The organism is Streptomyces sp. NPDC034103 (assembly GCF_055575395.1).
Genome location: NZ_JBVISS010000012.1, coordinates 164,348 through 178,214 on the forward strand (window position 1 = coordinate 164,348; position 13,867 = coordinate 178,214).

The window sequence follows — 13,867 nt, forward strand, 5'->3', positions numbered from 1 at the left end:
CGGAGCCGGTGCTCCGGCTCCGGGCCTCACGCACCGGCTACGCCAGCACGGACCGCAGCGTGTCCAGCGCCGAGCGGAGTTCGTCCGCCGTGATCGTCAGCGGCGGGGCCAGCCGGATCGTCGAGCCGTGGGTGTCCTTGGCCAACACCCCTTCCCGCATGAGCCGTTCACCGATCTGCCGACCGGTCCCGATCGCCGGGTCGATGTCCACGCCCGCCCACAGGCCGCGGGCCCGGAAGCCGAGGACGCCGTGACCGACCAGCTCCGCCAGACCCTCCCGCAGCACCACGCCCAGCTCGGCGGCACGGCGCTGGAAGTCGCCCGTCTCCAGCAGTTCGACCACGGCCGTGCCGACCGCGGCGGCGAGCGGGTTGCCGCCGAACGTCGAGCCGTGCTCCCCGGGCTTGAGCACACCGAGCACCTCCCGCCCCGCGACCACCGCGGACACCGGCACGATGCCGCCGCCCAGCGCCTTGCCGAGCAGCAGCATGTCGGGGACGACCCCCTCGTGCTCCACGGCCAGCGTGCGGCCCGTGCGGCCGAGGCCCGACTGGATCTCGTCCGCGATGAACAAGCAGCCGTGGCGGCGGGTCAGTTCGCGCACGCCGGTCAGATAGCCCTCGTCCGGGATGATCACGCCGGCCTCGCCCTGGATGGGCTCGATGAGCACCGCCGCGGTGGTGTCGTCGACCGCCGCCTCCAGCGCCGCGAGGTCGTTGTACGGCACGATCCGGAAACCGGGGGTGAAGGGGCCGAAACCGGCGCGGGCCGTCTCGTCCGTGGAGAACGACACGATCGTCGTCGTACGGCCGTGGAAGTTCTCCGCCGCGACCACGATCGTCGCCCGGTCGGCGGGGACGCCCTTCACCTCGTAGGCCCACTTGCGGGCCACCTTGATGCCGCTCTCGACCGCCTCGGCGCCGGTGTTCATCGGCAGCACCATGTCCAGGCCGGTCAACTTGGCGAGCCGCTCGGCGAACTCGGCGAGCTTGTCGTTGTGGAAGGCCCGGGAGGTCAGGGTCAGCCGGTCCAGCTGGCGGTGGGCCGCCTCGATCAGCGCCGGGTGGCGGTGGCCGAAGTTGAGGGCCGAGTAGCCGGCCAGCATGTCCAGGTAGCGGCGGCCCTCGACGTCCTCCACCCAGGTGCCCTCGGCGCGGGCCACGACCACGGGCAGCGGGTGGTAGTTGTGCGCCAGCACCGGCTCCTCGGCGCGGATCAGGTCGGCGGAGGAGTGCGTGCGAACGGCAGCGGTCATGAGCGGATCTCCTGGGTGCAGCACTTGATGCCGCCGCCGGCCTTGTGGAACTCGGAGAGGTCGACGGGGACGGGGACATAGCCGTGGTCGTCCAGGCGCGCGGCCAGCGCCTCGGCCCGCGGCGCGATGAAGACGTGGCGGCCGTCGGACACCGAGTTCAGGCCGAACGCCATGGCGTCGTCACGGGTCGCGAGCACCGCGTCCGGGTACAGCCGGGCGAGCACCTCACGGCTGCCCGGCGAGAACGCCTCCGGGTAGTAGACGATGTTGTTCCCGCCCTCGGAGTCATCGAGGACGAACAGCGCGGTGTCCAGGTGGTAGAAGTGCGGGTCGACCAGCGTCAGGCTGATCACCGGGTGGCCGAAGAACTCCTGCACCTCGCGGTGAGCCTCCCGGGTCGTACGGAACCCGGTGCCGGCCAGCACGTACCGGCCCGTCCAGACGAGGTCGCCCTCGCCCTCGCAGACCGACGCGGGGCGGTGGACGTCGTAGCCCGCCCGCTTGAACCACAGGTCGTAGTGGGTGGACTCGGGGCGCCGCTCGGGCGCGTGGAACAGGGAGCCGAAGACGCGGCCGCCGACGACGACCGCCGAGTTCGCGGCGAAGACCATGTCCGGGAGACCGGGGACCGGCTCCACGGCGTCGATGTCGTGGCCATGGGTGCGATAGGCGCTGATCAGGGACTGCCACTGCTCCTGGGCCAGGTCCACGTCGACCTGGGTGTCGGGATGCATCCAGGGATTGATCGCGTACTGCACGGCGAAGTGTCTGGGTTCGCAGACGAGGAAACGCCGTCGGCGCGGCACACGGGAGTCGGACACAGAGGGGTTCCTCCGCTTCCTGCGCTGTCGACTGAGGGTTGACACCACGGTAGGAAGTGACGGCCACGCCCGACAAGGAACAAGAATTGCGTGTCCGCGCAGGAATGCTGCGTGTTTTGCCGGTGCAGCGCAGTTCTGGTGCGCATATTTACGGCTCTGTCGGTGCGGGCTGGCTCGCGCCCGCCTCCGGACTTTCCGGAATCAGATGGGACAGCACCATCACGCTGATCGTCTTCCGGATGAACGGCTCGATCCGGATCCGCTCCAGCACCTCCTCGAAGTGCTCCACGTCCCGCGCCCGCACATGCAGCAGCGCGTCCGCGCCACCCGTCACCGTCATCGCCGCGGTGATCTCCGGGTGGTTGCGGACCACCTCCGCGAGCCGCCGCGGCGGCGCCGCCCCCTCGCAGTACACCTCGACGTACGCCTCCGTGCGCCAGCCCAGCGCGGAGGGCCGCACCGTGGCCGTGAACCCGGTGATCACACCGGTCTCCCGCAACCTGTCCACCCGGCGCTTGACCGCCGTGGCGGACAGCCCCACGGCCATGCCGATCTCGGCGAAGCTCGTCCTGGCGTTCGCCATCAGAGCGGTGATGATCTTCCGGTCGAGCTCGTCGAACGGGGTGGGGGCGCTGTGCATGTCGGCACTGTATCCAGCGAGAACGTCCCTGCCCCGGCACGTGTGCAGACGTGCGAATTGCTCCTACACTCCGGGTTCATGCTGCGCGCCCTGGCTGTCGACGACGAACGCCCCTCGCTGGAGGAGCTGCTGTACCTCCTCAACGCCGACCCCCGGATCGGCACCGCGGAGGGCGCCGGGGACGCGACGGAGGCGCTGCGCCGCATCAACCGGGCCCTGGAGTCCGGACCGCACGGCCCCGAGGCGATCGACGTCGTCTTCCTCGACATCAACATGCCCGGGCTCGACGGCCTGGACCTCGCCCGGCTGCTCACCGGGTTCGCCCGGCCGCCGCTGGTCGTCTTCGTCACCGCCCACGAGGACTTCGCCGTCCAGGCCTTCGACCTCAAGGCCGTCGACTACGTCCTCAAGCCCGTCCGCAAGGAACGCCTCGCCGAGGCCGTCCGCCGGGCCGCGGAGATCCGGGCCACCGAGATCCGGGACGCCGCCCCGCGCATCCCGGTGAGCGAGCCGGACCCCGACCAGATACCCGTCGAACTCGGCGGCGTCACCCGCTTCGTCCCCGTCGAGGACATCACCCATGTGGAGGCCCAGGGTGACTACGCCCGACTGCACACCACCAAGGGCAGCCACCTCGTCCGCATCCCCCTGTCCACCCTGGAGGAGCGCTGGCGCTCCCGAGGGTTCGTGCGCATCCACCGCCGCCACCTGGTCGCCCTGCGCCACATCGGCGAACTCCGCCTGGACGCCGGCACCGTCAGCGTCCTGGTCGGCTCCGAGGAGCTCCAGGTCAGCCGCCGCCACGCGCGAGAGCTGCGGGACCTGCTGATGAGGAGGACGTGACGGTGCCCCAGAACCACAGCCCCGCCGACCGCCGGGTCGTCGTCACCGGGCCACCCCGCCAAACCCGCAGCGCCCCCGGCTACTACCGCCCCCGCACCGAGATCGACGAGCAGACCACCCTCGGCCACACCTACGTCCGCTCCCTCATGCGCACCCAACTGCGCGCCGCCCTCGCCGTGTTCGCTGTCCTGGGCCTCCTCGTCGGCCCGCTCCCGCTGCTGTTCGCCGCGATGCCGGACGCCCGCCGCGTGCAGTGGGCCGTCCTCGGCTTCGGCCTGTACGTCCCCCTGGTCCTGCTCGCCCGCTGGTACGTGCGCCGCGCGGAACGCAACGAGCGCGACTTCGTACGCCTCGTCGAGGACCGATGAAGACGTACGAGGAGCCGGGAAGACGTACGAGGACCGATGAAGACGTACGAGGAGCCGTGGAAGACGTACGAGGACCGATGAAGACGTACGGGGAGCCGTGAAAGACGTACGAGAAGCCGTGGAAGACGTAGGCCGATGAACTCCAGCTACGCCGTCCCCGCCGTCGCCCTGGTCGTCGTCGCGACCGTCCTCGTCGGCGCCTTCGGCCTGCGCATCTCCCGCACCACCTCGGACTTCTACGTCGCCTCCCGCACCGTGGGCCCCCGCCTCAACGCGGCCGCCATCAGCGGCGAGTACCTCTCCGCCGCCTCCTTCCTGGGCATCGCCGGCCTGGTCCTCGTCCAGGGCCCGGACATGCTCTGGTACCCGGTCGGCTACACCGCCGGCTACCTCGTCCTGCTGCTCTTCGTCGCCGCCCCCTTGCGCCGCTCCGGCGCCTACACGCTGCCCGACTTCGCCGAGGCCCGGCTCGCCTCCCAGGCGGTACGACGGCTCGCGGGGGCCTTCGTGGTCGGCGTGGGCTGGCTGTACCTGCTGCCCCAACTCCAGGGCGCCGGACTGACACTGACGGTGCTGACCGGGGCGCCCGACGAACTCGGCGGAGTCATCGTGGCCCTCGTCGTGGTCGCCACCGTCGCCGCCGGCGGCATGCGCAGCATCACCTTCGTGCAGGCCTTCCAGTACTGGCTCAAGCTCACCGCGCTGCTCGTCCCCGCCCTCTTCCTGGTCCTCGCCTGGCAGGGCGACGGCGCCCCCGGCCACGCCTTCGAGGAGCCGGCGACCTTCCGCGAGCAGCGCGTGGTCCGCGTCGACGACAGCCTCGACCTGAGGCTGGACCGACCGCTGACCGTCACGGTCGACGGCGCCGTGGACGGCCGCCCCCACCAGGACACCGAACTCCAGTTGCCCGCCGGGACCCACCACATCGAGGCCGGCACCCTGCTGACCTTCGCCGAGGGCGCCCCCGTCCCCGAGGCCGACCGCGGCACCGGGGCCGGTCTGTCACCCTCGCAGGCCGAGACCCGCGGCGAACGCCCGCTGTACGCCACGTACGGACTGATCCTCGCGACCTTCCTCGGCACCATGGGCCTGCCGCACGTGGTGGTCCGCTTCTACACCAGCCCGCACGGCGTCGCCGCCCGCCGCACCACCGTCGCCGTCCTCGGCCTCATCGGCGCCTTCTACCTCCTGCCGCCCGTCTACGGCGCCCTCGGCCGCCTCTACGCCCCCGAACTCACCCTCACCTCGAACGCGGACGCCGCCGTCCTGCTGCTGCCCGACCGGATGATCGGCGGACTCGGCGGCGACCTCCTCGGCGCGCTGGTCGCCGGTGGCGCCTTCGCGGCGTTCCTGTCGACCGCCTCGGGGCTCACCATGGCGGTGGCGGGTGTGCTCGCCCAGGACGTCCTGCCCGCCCGCGGCGTACGGCACTTCCGGCTCGGCACGGTCCTCGCCATGGCGGTCCCGCTGGCCGCCAGCGTCCTGGTCGGCGGGCTGCCGGTCGCCGACGCGGTCGGGCTCGCCTTCGCGGTGTCGGCGTCCTCCTTCTGCCCGCTGCTCGTCCTCGGCATCTGGTGGCGCCCTCTGACCCCGCCCGGGGCGGCCGCCGGAATGCTCGTGGGCGGCGGCTCCGCCCTGGTCGCCGTGGCAGCGACGATGGCCGGCCTCCCGGGCGGCGGCGCCCTGCGCGCCCTGCTCGCCTGGCCGGCGCTCTGGTCGGTGCCGCTGGCCTTCCTCACCATGGTCCTGGTCTCCCTGGCCACCCCGGGCCGGGTCCCGGCGGGGACGGCGGCGATCCTGGCCCGGTTCCATCTGCCGGAGGAACTACGGACGGAGGCGAAGGCATGAGGACACTCCCGCGGTGCCGGGCCGGGACGGCCCCATGAGCGGCTTCCTCGCCGGCCTCTGCGTCGCCGTCCTCCCGCTGCTCGCCGCCGGTTTCTGGCTGGGCCGGCGCACCGCGCGCCCCGAGGGACTGCGCGGCCTCGGCACGCCCGTGGAGCACGCCACCTTCGAGACGCTGCACACCGCCTCCCTCGCCGCGCCGCCCCTCCGGGCGGGCCTCACCGAGGAGACCGCGCGCAAGTCCGCCCGCCGGCTGCGCACGCTGCTCGGCACGGACGCCCTGTGCCTGACCGACCACAAGGACGTCCTGGTCTGGGACGGCATCGGCGGCCACCACCGCGCCGACATCATGGAGCGCCTCGCCGGCCCCCTGGAGACCGGCCGCGGCGAGGCCTTCCCGCTGACCTGCGACCACCTCGACTGCACGGTCCGCTGGGCCGTCGTGACACCCCTGACCGTCGACGACCGCGTGCACGGAACGCTCGTCGCCTTCGCACCCCACGAGTCCGCCGTGCTGGTCCGGGCCGCCGGAGAGGTCGCCCGCTGGATCTCCGTACAGCTCGAACTCGCCGACCTCGACCGCTCCCGCACCCGTCTCATCGAGGCCGAGATCAGGGCCCTGCGCGCCCAGATCTCCCCGCACTTCATCTTCAACTCACTCGCGGTGATCGCCTCGTTCGTGCGCACCGACCCCGAACGCGCCCGTGAACTGCTCCTGGAGTTCGCCGACTTCACCCGCTACTCGTTCCGCAGGCACGGTGACTTCACCACCCTCGCCGAGGAACTCCACGCCATCGACCACTACCTGGCGCTGGTCCGGGCCCGCTTCGGCGACCGCCTCTCGGTCACCCTCCAGATCGCCCCCGAGGTGCTGCCGGTGGCCCTGCCCTTCCTCTGCCTCCAGCCGCTCGTGGAGAACGCCGTGAAACACGGCCTGGAAGGCAAGGCGGTCTCCGACGGCAAGGCCCACATCAGCATCACCGCACAGGACGCCGGCGCCGAGGCCCTCGTCGTCATCGAGGACGACGGCGCGGGCATGGACCCCGCCCTGCTGCGCCGCATCCTCGCCGGCGAGGTCAGCCCCTCGGGCGGCATCGGCCTGTCCAACGTCGACGACCGGCTGCGCCAGGTCTACGGCGACGACCACGGCCTGGTCATCGAGACGGCCGTAGGCGCGGGAATGAAGATCACCGCCCGGCTGCCGAAGTACCAGCCGGGCGTGCACTCCGCCGGACGCCTCACCCGCGACTAGGGCCTGTCACCCCGGCCTGGAACTCACGTGCCGCCGGTGACGATCATCCCGAGGGTGATCAGACCCAGCACGACCCAGCCGAACCACAGCCAGCCGTTGCTGCCTAGCGCCACCGTGTAGGCCGTCACCATGACGAGACCGCCGACGGTGAGCACCCCCATCGTTCTCGTCGAGCCATCCGTGGAACCGGAACCGGGCATCGCAACACCCTCCTCAGGATTCGTCTCCCTCCATGGTGCCCCCGTTCTGCTTCCGCACGGTGCAGACGACGAAATGGGTGCCCGCCTTCCACGGCCCCTCGCTCATCCAGGAGCCGGCCGTGTACACCGACGGATCGAAGCCATAGTCCCGCGGCGGGACCCGGCGCCCGCAGGCCACGTGCGACTCGGTGCGCGCTTCCCGCAAGGTCACGTCGGCGCCCAGACGGGTGAACCCGAGCACCTCCTCGTCGTGCGCCCCGGCACAGGGCACCAGCCGGGCGGACCGGTTGGACCGGACGTCGAGGCAGTCCCGTTTCCGCATGGTGGAGACGTCCGAGAACTCACTGCCCGGGGTCCGGTGCTTCCCGAGCGGCCCGTACACCGGCCGGCGGTGGCGGGCCGCTGCTCGACGCCGGGGGCGGGGAGCTGGGCGGTGGGCCGGACGTCGGCGGCGGTGTGCCGCTGCCCGCCCCGGGACCTCCCGTGCCCGACGGTTCGGATGCCTGGGATCGGTGAGAAATTGCTCGAGCTTGTCGACGTCACAGACCGTCGCTTGCTCAGACCCCCCGGTACAGACCGGGCGGGTCACCCTGCTGGAGACTGCCCCGCACGGGCCGCGACGCGATCTGCGCGTCTTTCCCCAGCCCGCTGTTCTCGTCGAAGCAGGGCGCGAACGAGGGCACCCCGGCCGCGACCGCCTTCACCACCGGCAAGCGCGAGGCCTTTAACGCCCGCGTGCGTTCAATGAGGCCAAATAGGCGTTGTACGCCTCGAGCTCCTTGTCCCCGTCCCGGTCGGCGGCCCGGTCCGTACGCCTGGCCTGCCGTTGTTCCGAGCTGTGCCACTGGAACAGCAGTGCGAGCAGAACGAGGACCGACGGAATCTCACTGAATGCCCAGGCGATCCCGCCCGCGGCATTCTGGTCGGACAACGCGTCGATGCCCAGCGAGGCAGGCGGGTTCTGGAACGTCTCCACCATCGGCGTGGACGCCATCATCAGCGCGATGCCGAAGAACGCGTGGAACGGCATGCCCGCGAACAGCTCCAGCATCCGCATCAGATAGCCGGGCCGGTGCGGGCCGGGGTCGACCCCGATGATCGGCCAGAAGAACACCACACCCACCGCGAGGAAGTGCACCATCATCGCGACGTGCCCCGTCTTCGACCCCATCAGGAAGTCGAAGATCGGCGTGAAGTACAGCGCGTACAGGCTCGCGATGAACAGCGGGATGGTGAACGCCGGATGCGTGACGATCCGCATGTACCGGCTGTGCAGCAGCGAGAGGAGCAGTTCGCGCGGCCCCTTGCGCCCCTTGCCCGCCACCGGCAGCGCCCGCAGGGCCAGCGTGATCGGGGCACCGAGCAGGATGAGGATCGGCGACAGCATGCTGATGACCATGTGCTGCACCATGTGCACGCTGAACATGACCATGCCGTAGTCGTTCAGCCCGGTGCACATCATCAGGCCGATGGACAGCACCCCCGCGACGTAGGACACGGTCCGCCCCCACGACCAGGCGTCCCCGCGCCGCCGCAGCCGTACGACCCCCCACGCGTACAGTGCGAGCCCCACGAGGCAGGCGACGAGGAAGAACGGGTCGGCCGACCATTGAAGACCCCGCCCCAGCGTGAACGGCGGCAGATCCATGGTCATGCCGTGCCCGCTGTGATCCATGACGCCGACTCCTGATTCGTGGGGGTTGTACGAGTCTGTCCGCACCCACACTAGAACTGCCCCCGGCCACATCGTGGACCGGGGGCAGGTTGACCCAGCGAGGGGCGCGGGGCTCTGTCCGCTACGCGGCTCCGCCGCGTGGGCGCGACCAGCCACGACGAACCCGCGGCCAGCGACGCTCGAGCACCCCGACGGCGAGACTCAGAGCACCCCGACGCCGAGACTCAGAGCACGCACTCCGCCTCTTCGTACCGCTCCGCGGGAACCGTCTTCAGGGTCTCCACCGCCTCCGCGAGCGGCACCATCACGATGTCCGTCCCGCGCAGGGCGGTCATGTGACCGAACTCCCCGCGGTGCACGGCCTCCACCGCGTGCCACCCGAAGCGCGTCGCCAGCACCCGGTCGTACGCCGTCGGCGTACCGCCGCGCTGCACGTGTCCCAGGATGACCGGCCGCGCTTCCTTGCCCAGTCGCTGCTCCAGCTCGATGGAGAGCTGGCGGGCGATCCCGGCGAACCGCTCGTGCCCGTAGATGTCCTTGTCGCCCTCGTCGAACGCCATGGTCCCGGCGGCCGGCTTGGCCCCCTCCGCGGCGACCACGATCGCGAACCGCTTGCCCGCCTCGAACCGCGCGCCGACCCGCTTGGCCAGCTCATCGATGTCGAAGGGCCGTTCGGGGACGACGATGGCGTGCGCGCCGGCGGCCATCCCGGAGTGCAGGGCGATCCAGCCGGTGTGCCGGCCCATGACCTCGACGACGAGGACCCGCTGGTGGGACTCGGCGGTGGTCTTGAGCCGGTCCAGCGCCTCGGTCGCGACGCCGACGGCCGTGTCGAAGCCGAAGGTGACATCCGTGACCGCGATGTCGTTGTCGATGGTCTTGGGCACGCCCACGACGGGCAGACCGGCGTCCGACATCAGCCGGGCCGCCTTCAGGGTGCCCTCGCCGCCGATCGGGATGATCGCGTCGAGACCCAGGTCCTGGAGGTGCCCCTTGGCCCGCTCCACACCGTCACGCAGGTGCGAGGGCTGGACCCGGGAGGAACCGAGGATGGTGCCGCCGCGGGCCAGGATGCCGCCCACCGCGTCGAGGTCGAGCTTGAGGTAGTCGCACTCCAGGAGGCCCTTCCAGCCGTCCCGGAAGCCGATGACCTCGTCGCCGTGGTCGACGACGGCGCGGTGCACGACGGACCGGATGACGGCGTTGAGGCCGGGGCAGTCGCCGCCGGACGTGAGGACACCAATGCGCATAGCCCGAAACAACCTTCTCGACGTGGGCCGGGGACCGGACCACGCTGTCCGGCTCGATCCCCGCCACCCTAGCGGCAGGAGGGGGCGGGGCCGTACCGTGCGTCCGCCTGCTGGACGACCCCGCTCAGGTGTGCGGTCACATCGTCAGACGGGCTGGTAAAAGCTGCCTGGAGCGCAGGTGAACCGGCAGCTCAGGCAGGCTGCTCGGCCGCCGCGATGCGCTCCTTGCGCAGCGCCTCGTACCACCGGTCGTCGGTCGGCGGCAGCGCGTTCACATCGAGCGCCAGCTTCAGCAGCAGGTCGGCGATGAGCGGGTTGCGCGCCAGCACCGGGCCGTGCATGTAGGTACCGAAGACGGTGTCGTTGTACGCGCCCTCCGTGCCGTCGCCGGTGCCGTTGCCCTTGCCCAGGCGGACGTTGGCGAAGGGGCGGGCGGTGGGGCCGAGGTGGGTGACGCCCTGGTGGTTCTCGAAGCCGGTCAGCGGGGGCAGGCCGAGGCGCGGGTCGATGTCGGCGAGCACGTCACCGACGCACCGCTCGCCCTCGCCGCGCACCGAGACCACGTCGAGCAGACCGAGGCCGGGCTCGCGCTGGCCGAGGTCGTTGATGAACTCGTGGCCGAGGATCTGGTAGCCCGCGCACACCGAGAAGACGATCGCGCCGTTGCCGACGGCCCGGTGCAGGCCGCCGTCCCGGCGCAGTCGCTCGGCCGCGAGCCGCTGGGGCCGGTCCTCGCCGCCGCCGATCAGGTAGATGTCGCCGGAGGTCGGGATCGGCTGGTCGCTGCGCACGTCGAGCCGGGCCACGTCGAGGCCGCGCTGGCGGGCCCGGCGCTCCACGACCAGGACGTTGCCCTGGTCGCCGTAGGTGCTGAGCAGGTCGGGATAGATCCAGACGACCCGCAGCTGGTTGTCGCTCACAAAAGTCCCCTGAGTGTCAGTTGCCGACGCGGCGGCGCAGGTCCTGGAAGGCGGTGTAGTTCGCGATGACCTCGATCCGGCCCGGCGGGCACAGCTGCACGGCCTGGTCGAGGTTCTCGCAGACCTGGAAGTGCTGGTTCGCGACCTCCAGACGCACCGCGAGGTCCAGCTTCCGGTCGCCGATCACACAGATCGGGTGGCCGGTCAGACGCGTGTAGTCCACGTCCCACAGCCAGGAGGTGTCGGTGCCGTCGGCGCCACGCGCGTTGACCGAGAGGATCACCGGGGTCGGTGGCGGATCGATCAGGCTGAACGTTTCGAGCCAGCCCGCGGGGTTCTTCGCGAGCAGCAGGCGCAGGTCGCGCTGCTGGAACTGCACGACGTCGTAGCGGCCCGCGACGGCCTGCACCTGGTACATGCGCTCCAGGGCGACCTGCGGCGGTACGCCGAACACGGCGGCGACGGCGGCGGAGGAGGCGGCGTTGGCCTTGTTGGCGCGGCCGGGCAGCTGGAGGTGGATGGGCCAGGCGGAGCCGTGCGGGTCGAGCACGTGGTCGCCGGAGAGCGCCCAGCTCGGCGTGGGGCGGCGGAAGCCGCACTCACCGCAGAACCAGTCGTCGCCGGGGCGCTGCATCACACCGCCGCAGGACGGGCAGGACCAGGCGTCGTCCTTCCACATCTGACCGGCGGCGACCCAGACGACGTTGGCGGAGGACGAGGCGGCCCACACGACGAGCGGGTCGTCGGCGTTGGCGACGATGACGGCCTTGCTGCCCGCCAGCCCCTCGCGCCAGTTCTCGGCGAGCATCCGGGTCTCGGCGGCCCGGTCCAACTGGTCGCGGGAGAGGTTGAGCAGGGCGATGCACTTCGGGTCGGTGTCCCGGGCGACGCCGGCGAGGTACTTCTCGTCGACCTCGATGACGCCGTAGCGCGCCTCGGAACTGCCCGCGAGGGCTGAGGTGATGCCGGCCGGCATGTTGGCGCCGAGCGCGTTGGAGACGACGGGGCCGGCCGCCCTGAGCGCCTCGGCGATCAGCCGGGTGGTCGTGGTCTTGCCGTTGGTCGCCGAGACCAGGACGACGTCCAGGTTCTGGGCGAGCCGGGCGAGGAGGTCGGGGTCGAGCTTGAGCGCCACCCGGCCGCCGATCACCGAACCGCTGCCGCGCCCCGCGGCGCGCGACGCCGCCGCGACCGCCTTGCCCGCGGTCACGGCGATCTTGGCCCGCGGCGTGAGCGGGTCCGAGTTGCCTGCCATCAGTTCTCGATCCTCCTTGCGTACGCGCCGCGCCTGACGGCAACGTGGTGGTGGTCAGCCTATCGAGATCCCTTCGCAGTCCCGAATCGCCGTACCCTTGCGGCCATGCGAAACGGCTCCATTCCGGGCACCCGCGGGCGTGTCCGGCCCCTCACGCTGTTCGGCGACCCCGTCCTGCACGCCCCGTGCCGGGACGTCACGGATTTCGGCCCGGAACTGGCGACGCTCGTGGAGGACTTGTTCGCGACGATGTACGCGGCCGAGGGGGTGGGCCTGGCGGCCAACCAGGTCGGGGAGTCGCTGCGGGTGTTCGTCTACGACTGTCCGGACGACGAGGACGTACGGCACGTGGGCCATGTGGTGAACCCACGGCTGGTCGACGCCGACGGTGTGGTGGTCCGCGGCCCGGAGGGCTGCCTGTCCCTGCCGGGCCTGGAGGCGGGGACGGAGCGCTACGACCACGCGGTGGTGGCGGGCTTCACGATGACGGGGGAGCCCGTGACGGTGCACGGCACGGGCTGGTTCGCGAGGTGCCTCCAGCACGAGTGCGACCACGTGGACGGGAAGGTCTACGCGGACCGCGTGACGGGCTGGCGGCACAGCCGCCTGATGCGGCAGGCGAGGCGGGCTTCCTGGTACCGGGCGGGGTGACGCCCTCAGGGGCCCGGGGCTGTGTCGATCTGCGGCTCCGCCGCGCGGGCGCGACCGGCCCCCACCGCCCCGCACGCGGCCTACGGCGGTCAGAAGCCCGGACCGCCGACCTTGTCGCCCGCGGCCGCCAGCCGCCCCCACAGCAGATCGGCCAGGCTCTGCACCAACTCGGCCCGGGAGCAGGGCCGTTCCCCCAGCCACCAGTCGCCGGCGGCGTGCATCATGCCGACGATCCCGTGCCCCCACACCCGGGCCAGCTGCTGGCCGCCGGGTCCCAGATCCAGCCGCTCCCCGATGACCTGCGCCAGCTCCTCGCCCATCCGGCGGAGCAACGGCACCGAGTGCTTGCCGACGTCGAAGCCGGGGTCGCCGGACGGCGCGCCCTCCGCGGGGTGCATCAGGAACCGGTACACCTGGGGCCGGGCCTCGATCGCCGCGAGGTAGGTGTCGAGGGTGGCCGCCACCCGTTCCCGCCGGTCCGCCGGGGCGTCCAGCGCGGCGCGCAGGGAATCCAGCAACGCGTCTGTATGACGTTTGGCCAATGCCGCGTAAAGTCCCCCCTTGTCGCCGAAGTGGCGGTAGAGGATCGGCTTGGTGATGCCCGCTTCCGCGGCGATCGCGTTCATGGAGGCCTGTGGTCCGTCACGCAGGACTACTCGGTCCGCGGCCTCCAGCAGCTCGCGGCGGCGGCGGTCGGCGGACCGTTGCTGATCGGTCCGCTGCGTGGTGTCCATGAGCTCTCCCCACCCGTGCTGATTCGTGGCGCCTGCGCAAACTAACACCCACCATGCCCCATGCATCGAACGGGTTGCCGAGCGGTCTTCGGGAGTTGACTTTTCCTACCGACCGGTAACAGACTCGGGTTACCGCTAGTAACATGCACGTGCGCCGC

Annotated in this window: 14 protein-coding genes and 1 pseudogene; 5 read left to right on the forward strand and 10 right to left on the reverse strand. The window is 71.5% G+C overall.

Annotation, left to right across the window (positions count from 1 at the left end):
- Positions 1-37: 37 nt before the first annotated feature.
- The 3 genes from rocD to ACZ56U_RS27090 all read right to left on the reverse strand — a co-directional run bounded on the left by rocD (position 38) and on the right by ACZ56U_RS27090 (position 2,716).
- A complete protein-coding gene (rocD, locus tag ACZ56U_RS27080) occupies positions 38-1,255 on the reverse strand; it encodes an ornithine--oxo-acid transaminase (protein ID WP_469086573.1) in 1,218 nt (405 codons plus the stop codon).
- Positions 1,252-2,076 carry a dimethylargininase gene (ddaH, locus tag ACZ56U_RS27085; RefSeq protein WP_469086574.1) on the reverse strand — a complete coding sequence of 275 codons (825 nt, stop codon included), beginning with the start codon at positions 2,074-2,076 and terminating at the stop codon, positions 1,252-1,254. Before ddaH ends, rocD begins: the two co-directional genes overlap by 4 nt.
- A gap of 148 nt (positions 2,077-2,224) precedes the next feature.
- A complete protein-coding gene (locus tag ACZ56U_RS27090) occupies positions 2,225-2,716 on the reverse strand; it encodes an Lrp/AsnC family transcriptional regulator (protein ID WP_469086575.1) in 492 nt (163 codons plus the stop codon).
- A gap of 78 nt (positions 2,717-2,794) precedes the next feature.
- Here ACZ56U_RS27090 and ACZ56U_RS27095 point away from each other — a divergent pair, with 78 nt between their 5' ends.
- The 4 genes from ACZ56U_RS27095 (at position 2,795) to ACZ56U_RS27110 (ending at position 7,024) form a co-directional block, all read left to right on the forward strand.
- Positions 2,795-3,559 (forward strand): LytR/AlgR family response regulator transcription factor, encoded by a 765-nt coding sequence (locus ACZ56U_RS27095; protein WP_469086576.1) that lies wholly within the window; start codon positions 2,795-2,797, stop codon positions 3,557-3,559.
- On the forward strand, positions 3,556-3,927 hold the full coding sequence (locus ACZ56U_RS27100; protein WP_469086577.1) for a hypothetical protein: 372 nt from the start codon (positions 3,556-3,558) through the stop codon (positions 3,925-3,927). Before ACZ56U_RS27095 ends, ACZ56U_RS27100 begins: the two co-directional genes overlap by 4 nt.
- 135 nt (positions 3,928-4,062) lie before the next feature.
- The gene (locus ACZ56U_RS27105; RefSeq protein WP_469086578.1) at positions 4,063-5,775 is read left to right on the forward strand and encodes a sodium/solute symporter; all 1,713 of its coding nucleotides are present in this window, start codon (positions 4,063-4,065) and stop codon (positions 5,773-5,775) included.
- A gap of 34 nt (positions 5,776-5,809) precedes the next feature.
- On the forward strand, positions 5,810-7,024 hold the full coding sequence (locus tag ACZ56U_RS27110) for a sensor histidine kinase (protein ID WP_469086579.1): 1,215 nt from the start codon (positions 5,810-5,812) through the stop codon (positions 7,022-7,024).
- 23 nt (positions 7,025-7,047) lie between these two features.
- Here the strand turns inward: ACZ56U_RS27110 and ACZ56U_RS27115 are convergent, their stop codons facing one another.
- From ACZ56U_RS27115 to ACZ56U_RS27140, 6 genes and pseudogenes are all read right to left on the reverse strand, one after another.
- Positions 7,048-7,224 carry a hypothetical protein gene (locus tag ACZ56U_RS27115; protein WP_391236724.1) on the reverse strand — a complete coding sequence of 59 codons (177 nt, stop codon included), beginning with the start codon at positions 7,222-7,224 and terminating at the stop codon, positions 7,048-7,050.
- Positions 7,225-7,237: 13 nt separating this feature from the next.
- Positions 7,238-7,609, reverse strand: a pseudogene (locus ACZ56U_RS27120) (septum formation family protein); the annotation flags it as partial.
- A gap of 339 nt (positions 7,610-7,948) precedes the next feature.
- Positions 7,949-8,899 carry a cytochrome c oxidase assembly protein gene (locus ACZ56U_RS27125; RefSeq protein WP_469086580.1) on the reverse strand — a complete coding sequence of 317 codons (951 nt, stop codon included), beginning with the start codon at positions 8,897-8,899 and terminating at the stop codon, positions 7,949-7,951.
- A 224-nt stretch (positions 8,900-9,123) separates the two neighbouring features.
- The gene (locus ACZ56U_RS27130) at positions 9,124-10,149 is read right to left on the reverse strand and encodes a 6-phosphofructokinase (RefSeq protein ID WP_469086581.1); all 1,026 of its coding nucleotides are present in this window, start codon (positions 10,147-10,149) and stop codon (positions 9,124-9,126) included.
- Between the two features lie 191 nt (positions 10,150-10,340).
- Positions 10,341-11,069, reverse strand: a complete 729-nt coding sequence (locus ACZ56U_RS27135) for a type 1 glutamine amidotransferase (RefSeq protein WP_391236709.1) — start codon at positions 11,067-11,069, stop codon at positions 10,341-10,343.
- A 16-nt stretch (positions 11,070-11,085) separates the two neighbouring features.
- On the reverse strand, positions 11,086-12,324 hold the full coding sequence (locus ACZ56U_RS27140; RefSeq protein WP_391236706.1) for a MurT ligase domain-containing protein: 1,239 nt from the start codon (positions 12,322-12,324) through the stop codon (positions 11,086-11,088).
- Between the two features lie 105 nt (positions 12,325-12,429).
- On the opposite strand from ACZ56U_RS27140, the gene def reads away from it, so the two are divergent.
- Positions 12,430-12,975 (forward strand): peptide deformylase, encoded by a 546-nt coding sequence (def, locus tag ACZ56U_RS27145; protein ID WP_469086582.1) that lies wholly within the window; start codon positions 12,430-12,432, stop codon positions 12,973-12,975.
- A gap of 89 nt (positions 12,976-13,064) precedes the next feature.
- On the opposite strand, the gene ACZ56U_RS27150 is transcribed toward def, so the two are convergent.
- Positions 13,065-13,709, reverse strand: a complete 645-nt coding sequence (locus tag ACZ56U_RS27150; RefSeq protein WP_469086583.1) for a TetR/AcrR family transcriptional regulator — start codon at positions 13,707-13,709, stop codon at positions 13,065-13,067.
- Between the last annotated feature and the right edge of the window lie 158 nt (positions 13,710-13,867).

Coding starts and splice junctions, on each gene's coding strand:
- ACZ56U_RS27110 (WP_469086579.1), top strand. CDS start 5,810: ATGAGCGGCTTCCTCGCCGGCCTCTGCGTCGCCGTCCTCCCGCTGCTC.
- ACZ56U_RS27130 (WP_469086581.1), bottom strand. CDS start 10,149: ATGCGCATTGGTGTCCTCACGTCCGGCGGCGACTGCCCCGGCCTCAAC.
- ACZ56U_RS27140 (WP_391236706.1), bottom strand. CDS start 12,324: ATGGCAGGCAACTCGGACCCGCTCACGCCGCGGGCCAAGATCGCCGTG.
- ACZ56U_RS27090 (WP_469086575.1), bottom strand. CDS start 2,716: ATGCACAGCGCCCCCACCCCGTTCGACGAGCTCGACCGGAAGATCATC.
- def (WP_469086582.1), top strand. CDS start 12,430: ATGCGAAACGGCTCCATTCCGGGCACCCGCGGGCGTGTCCGGCCCCTC.
- ACZ56U_RS27125 (WP_469086580.1), bottom strand. CDS start 8,899: ATGGATCACAGCGGGCACGGCATGACCATGGATCTGCCGCCGTTCACG.
- ACZ56U_RS27115 (WP_391236724.1), bottom strand. CDS start 7,224: ATGCCCGGTTCCGGTTCCACGGATGGCTCGACGAGAACGATGGGGGTG.
- ACZ56U_RS27150 (WP_469086583.1), bottom strand. CDS start 13,709: ATGGACACCACGCAGCGGACCGATCAGCAACGGTCCGCCGACCGCCGC.
- ACZ56U_RS27105 (WP_469086578.1), top strand. CDS start 4,063: ATGAACTCCAGCTACGCCGTCCCCGCCGTCGCCCTGGTCGTCGTCGCG.
- ACZ56U_RS27095 (WP_469086576.1), top strand. CDS start 2,795: ATGCTGCGCGCCCTGGCTGTCGACGACGAACGCCCCTCGCTGGAGGAG.
- rocD (WP_469086573.1), bottom strand. CDS start 1,255: ATGACCGCTGCCGTTCGCACGCACTCCTCCGCCGACCTGATCCGCGCC.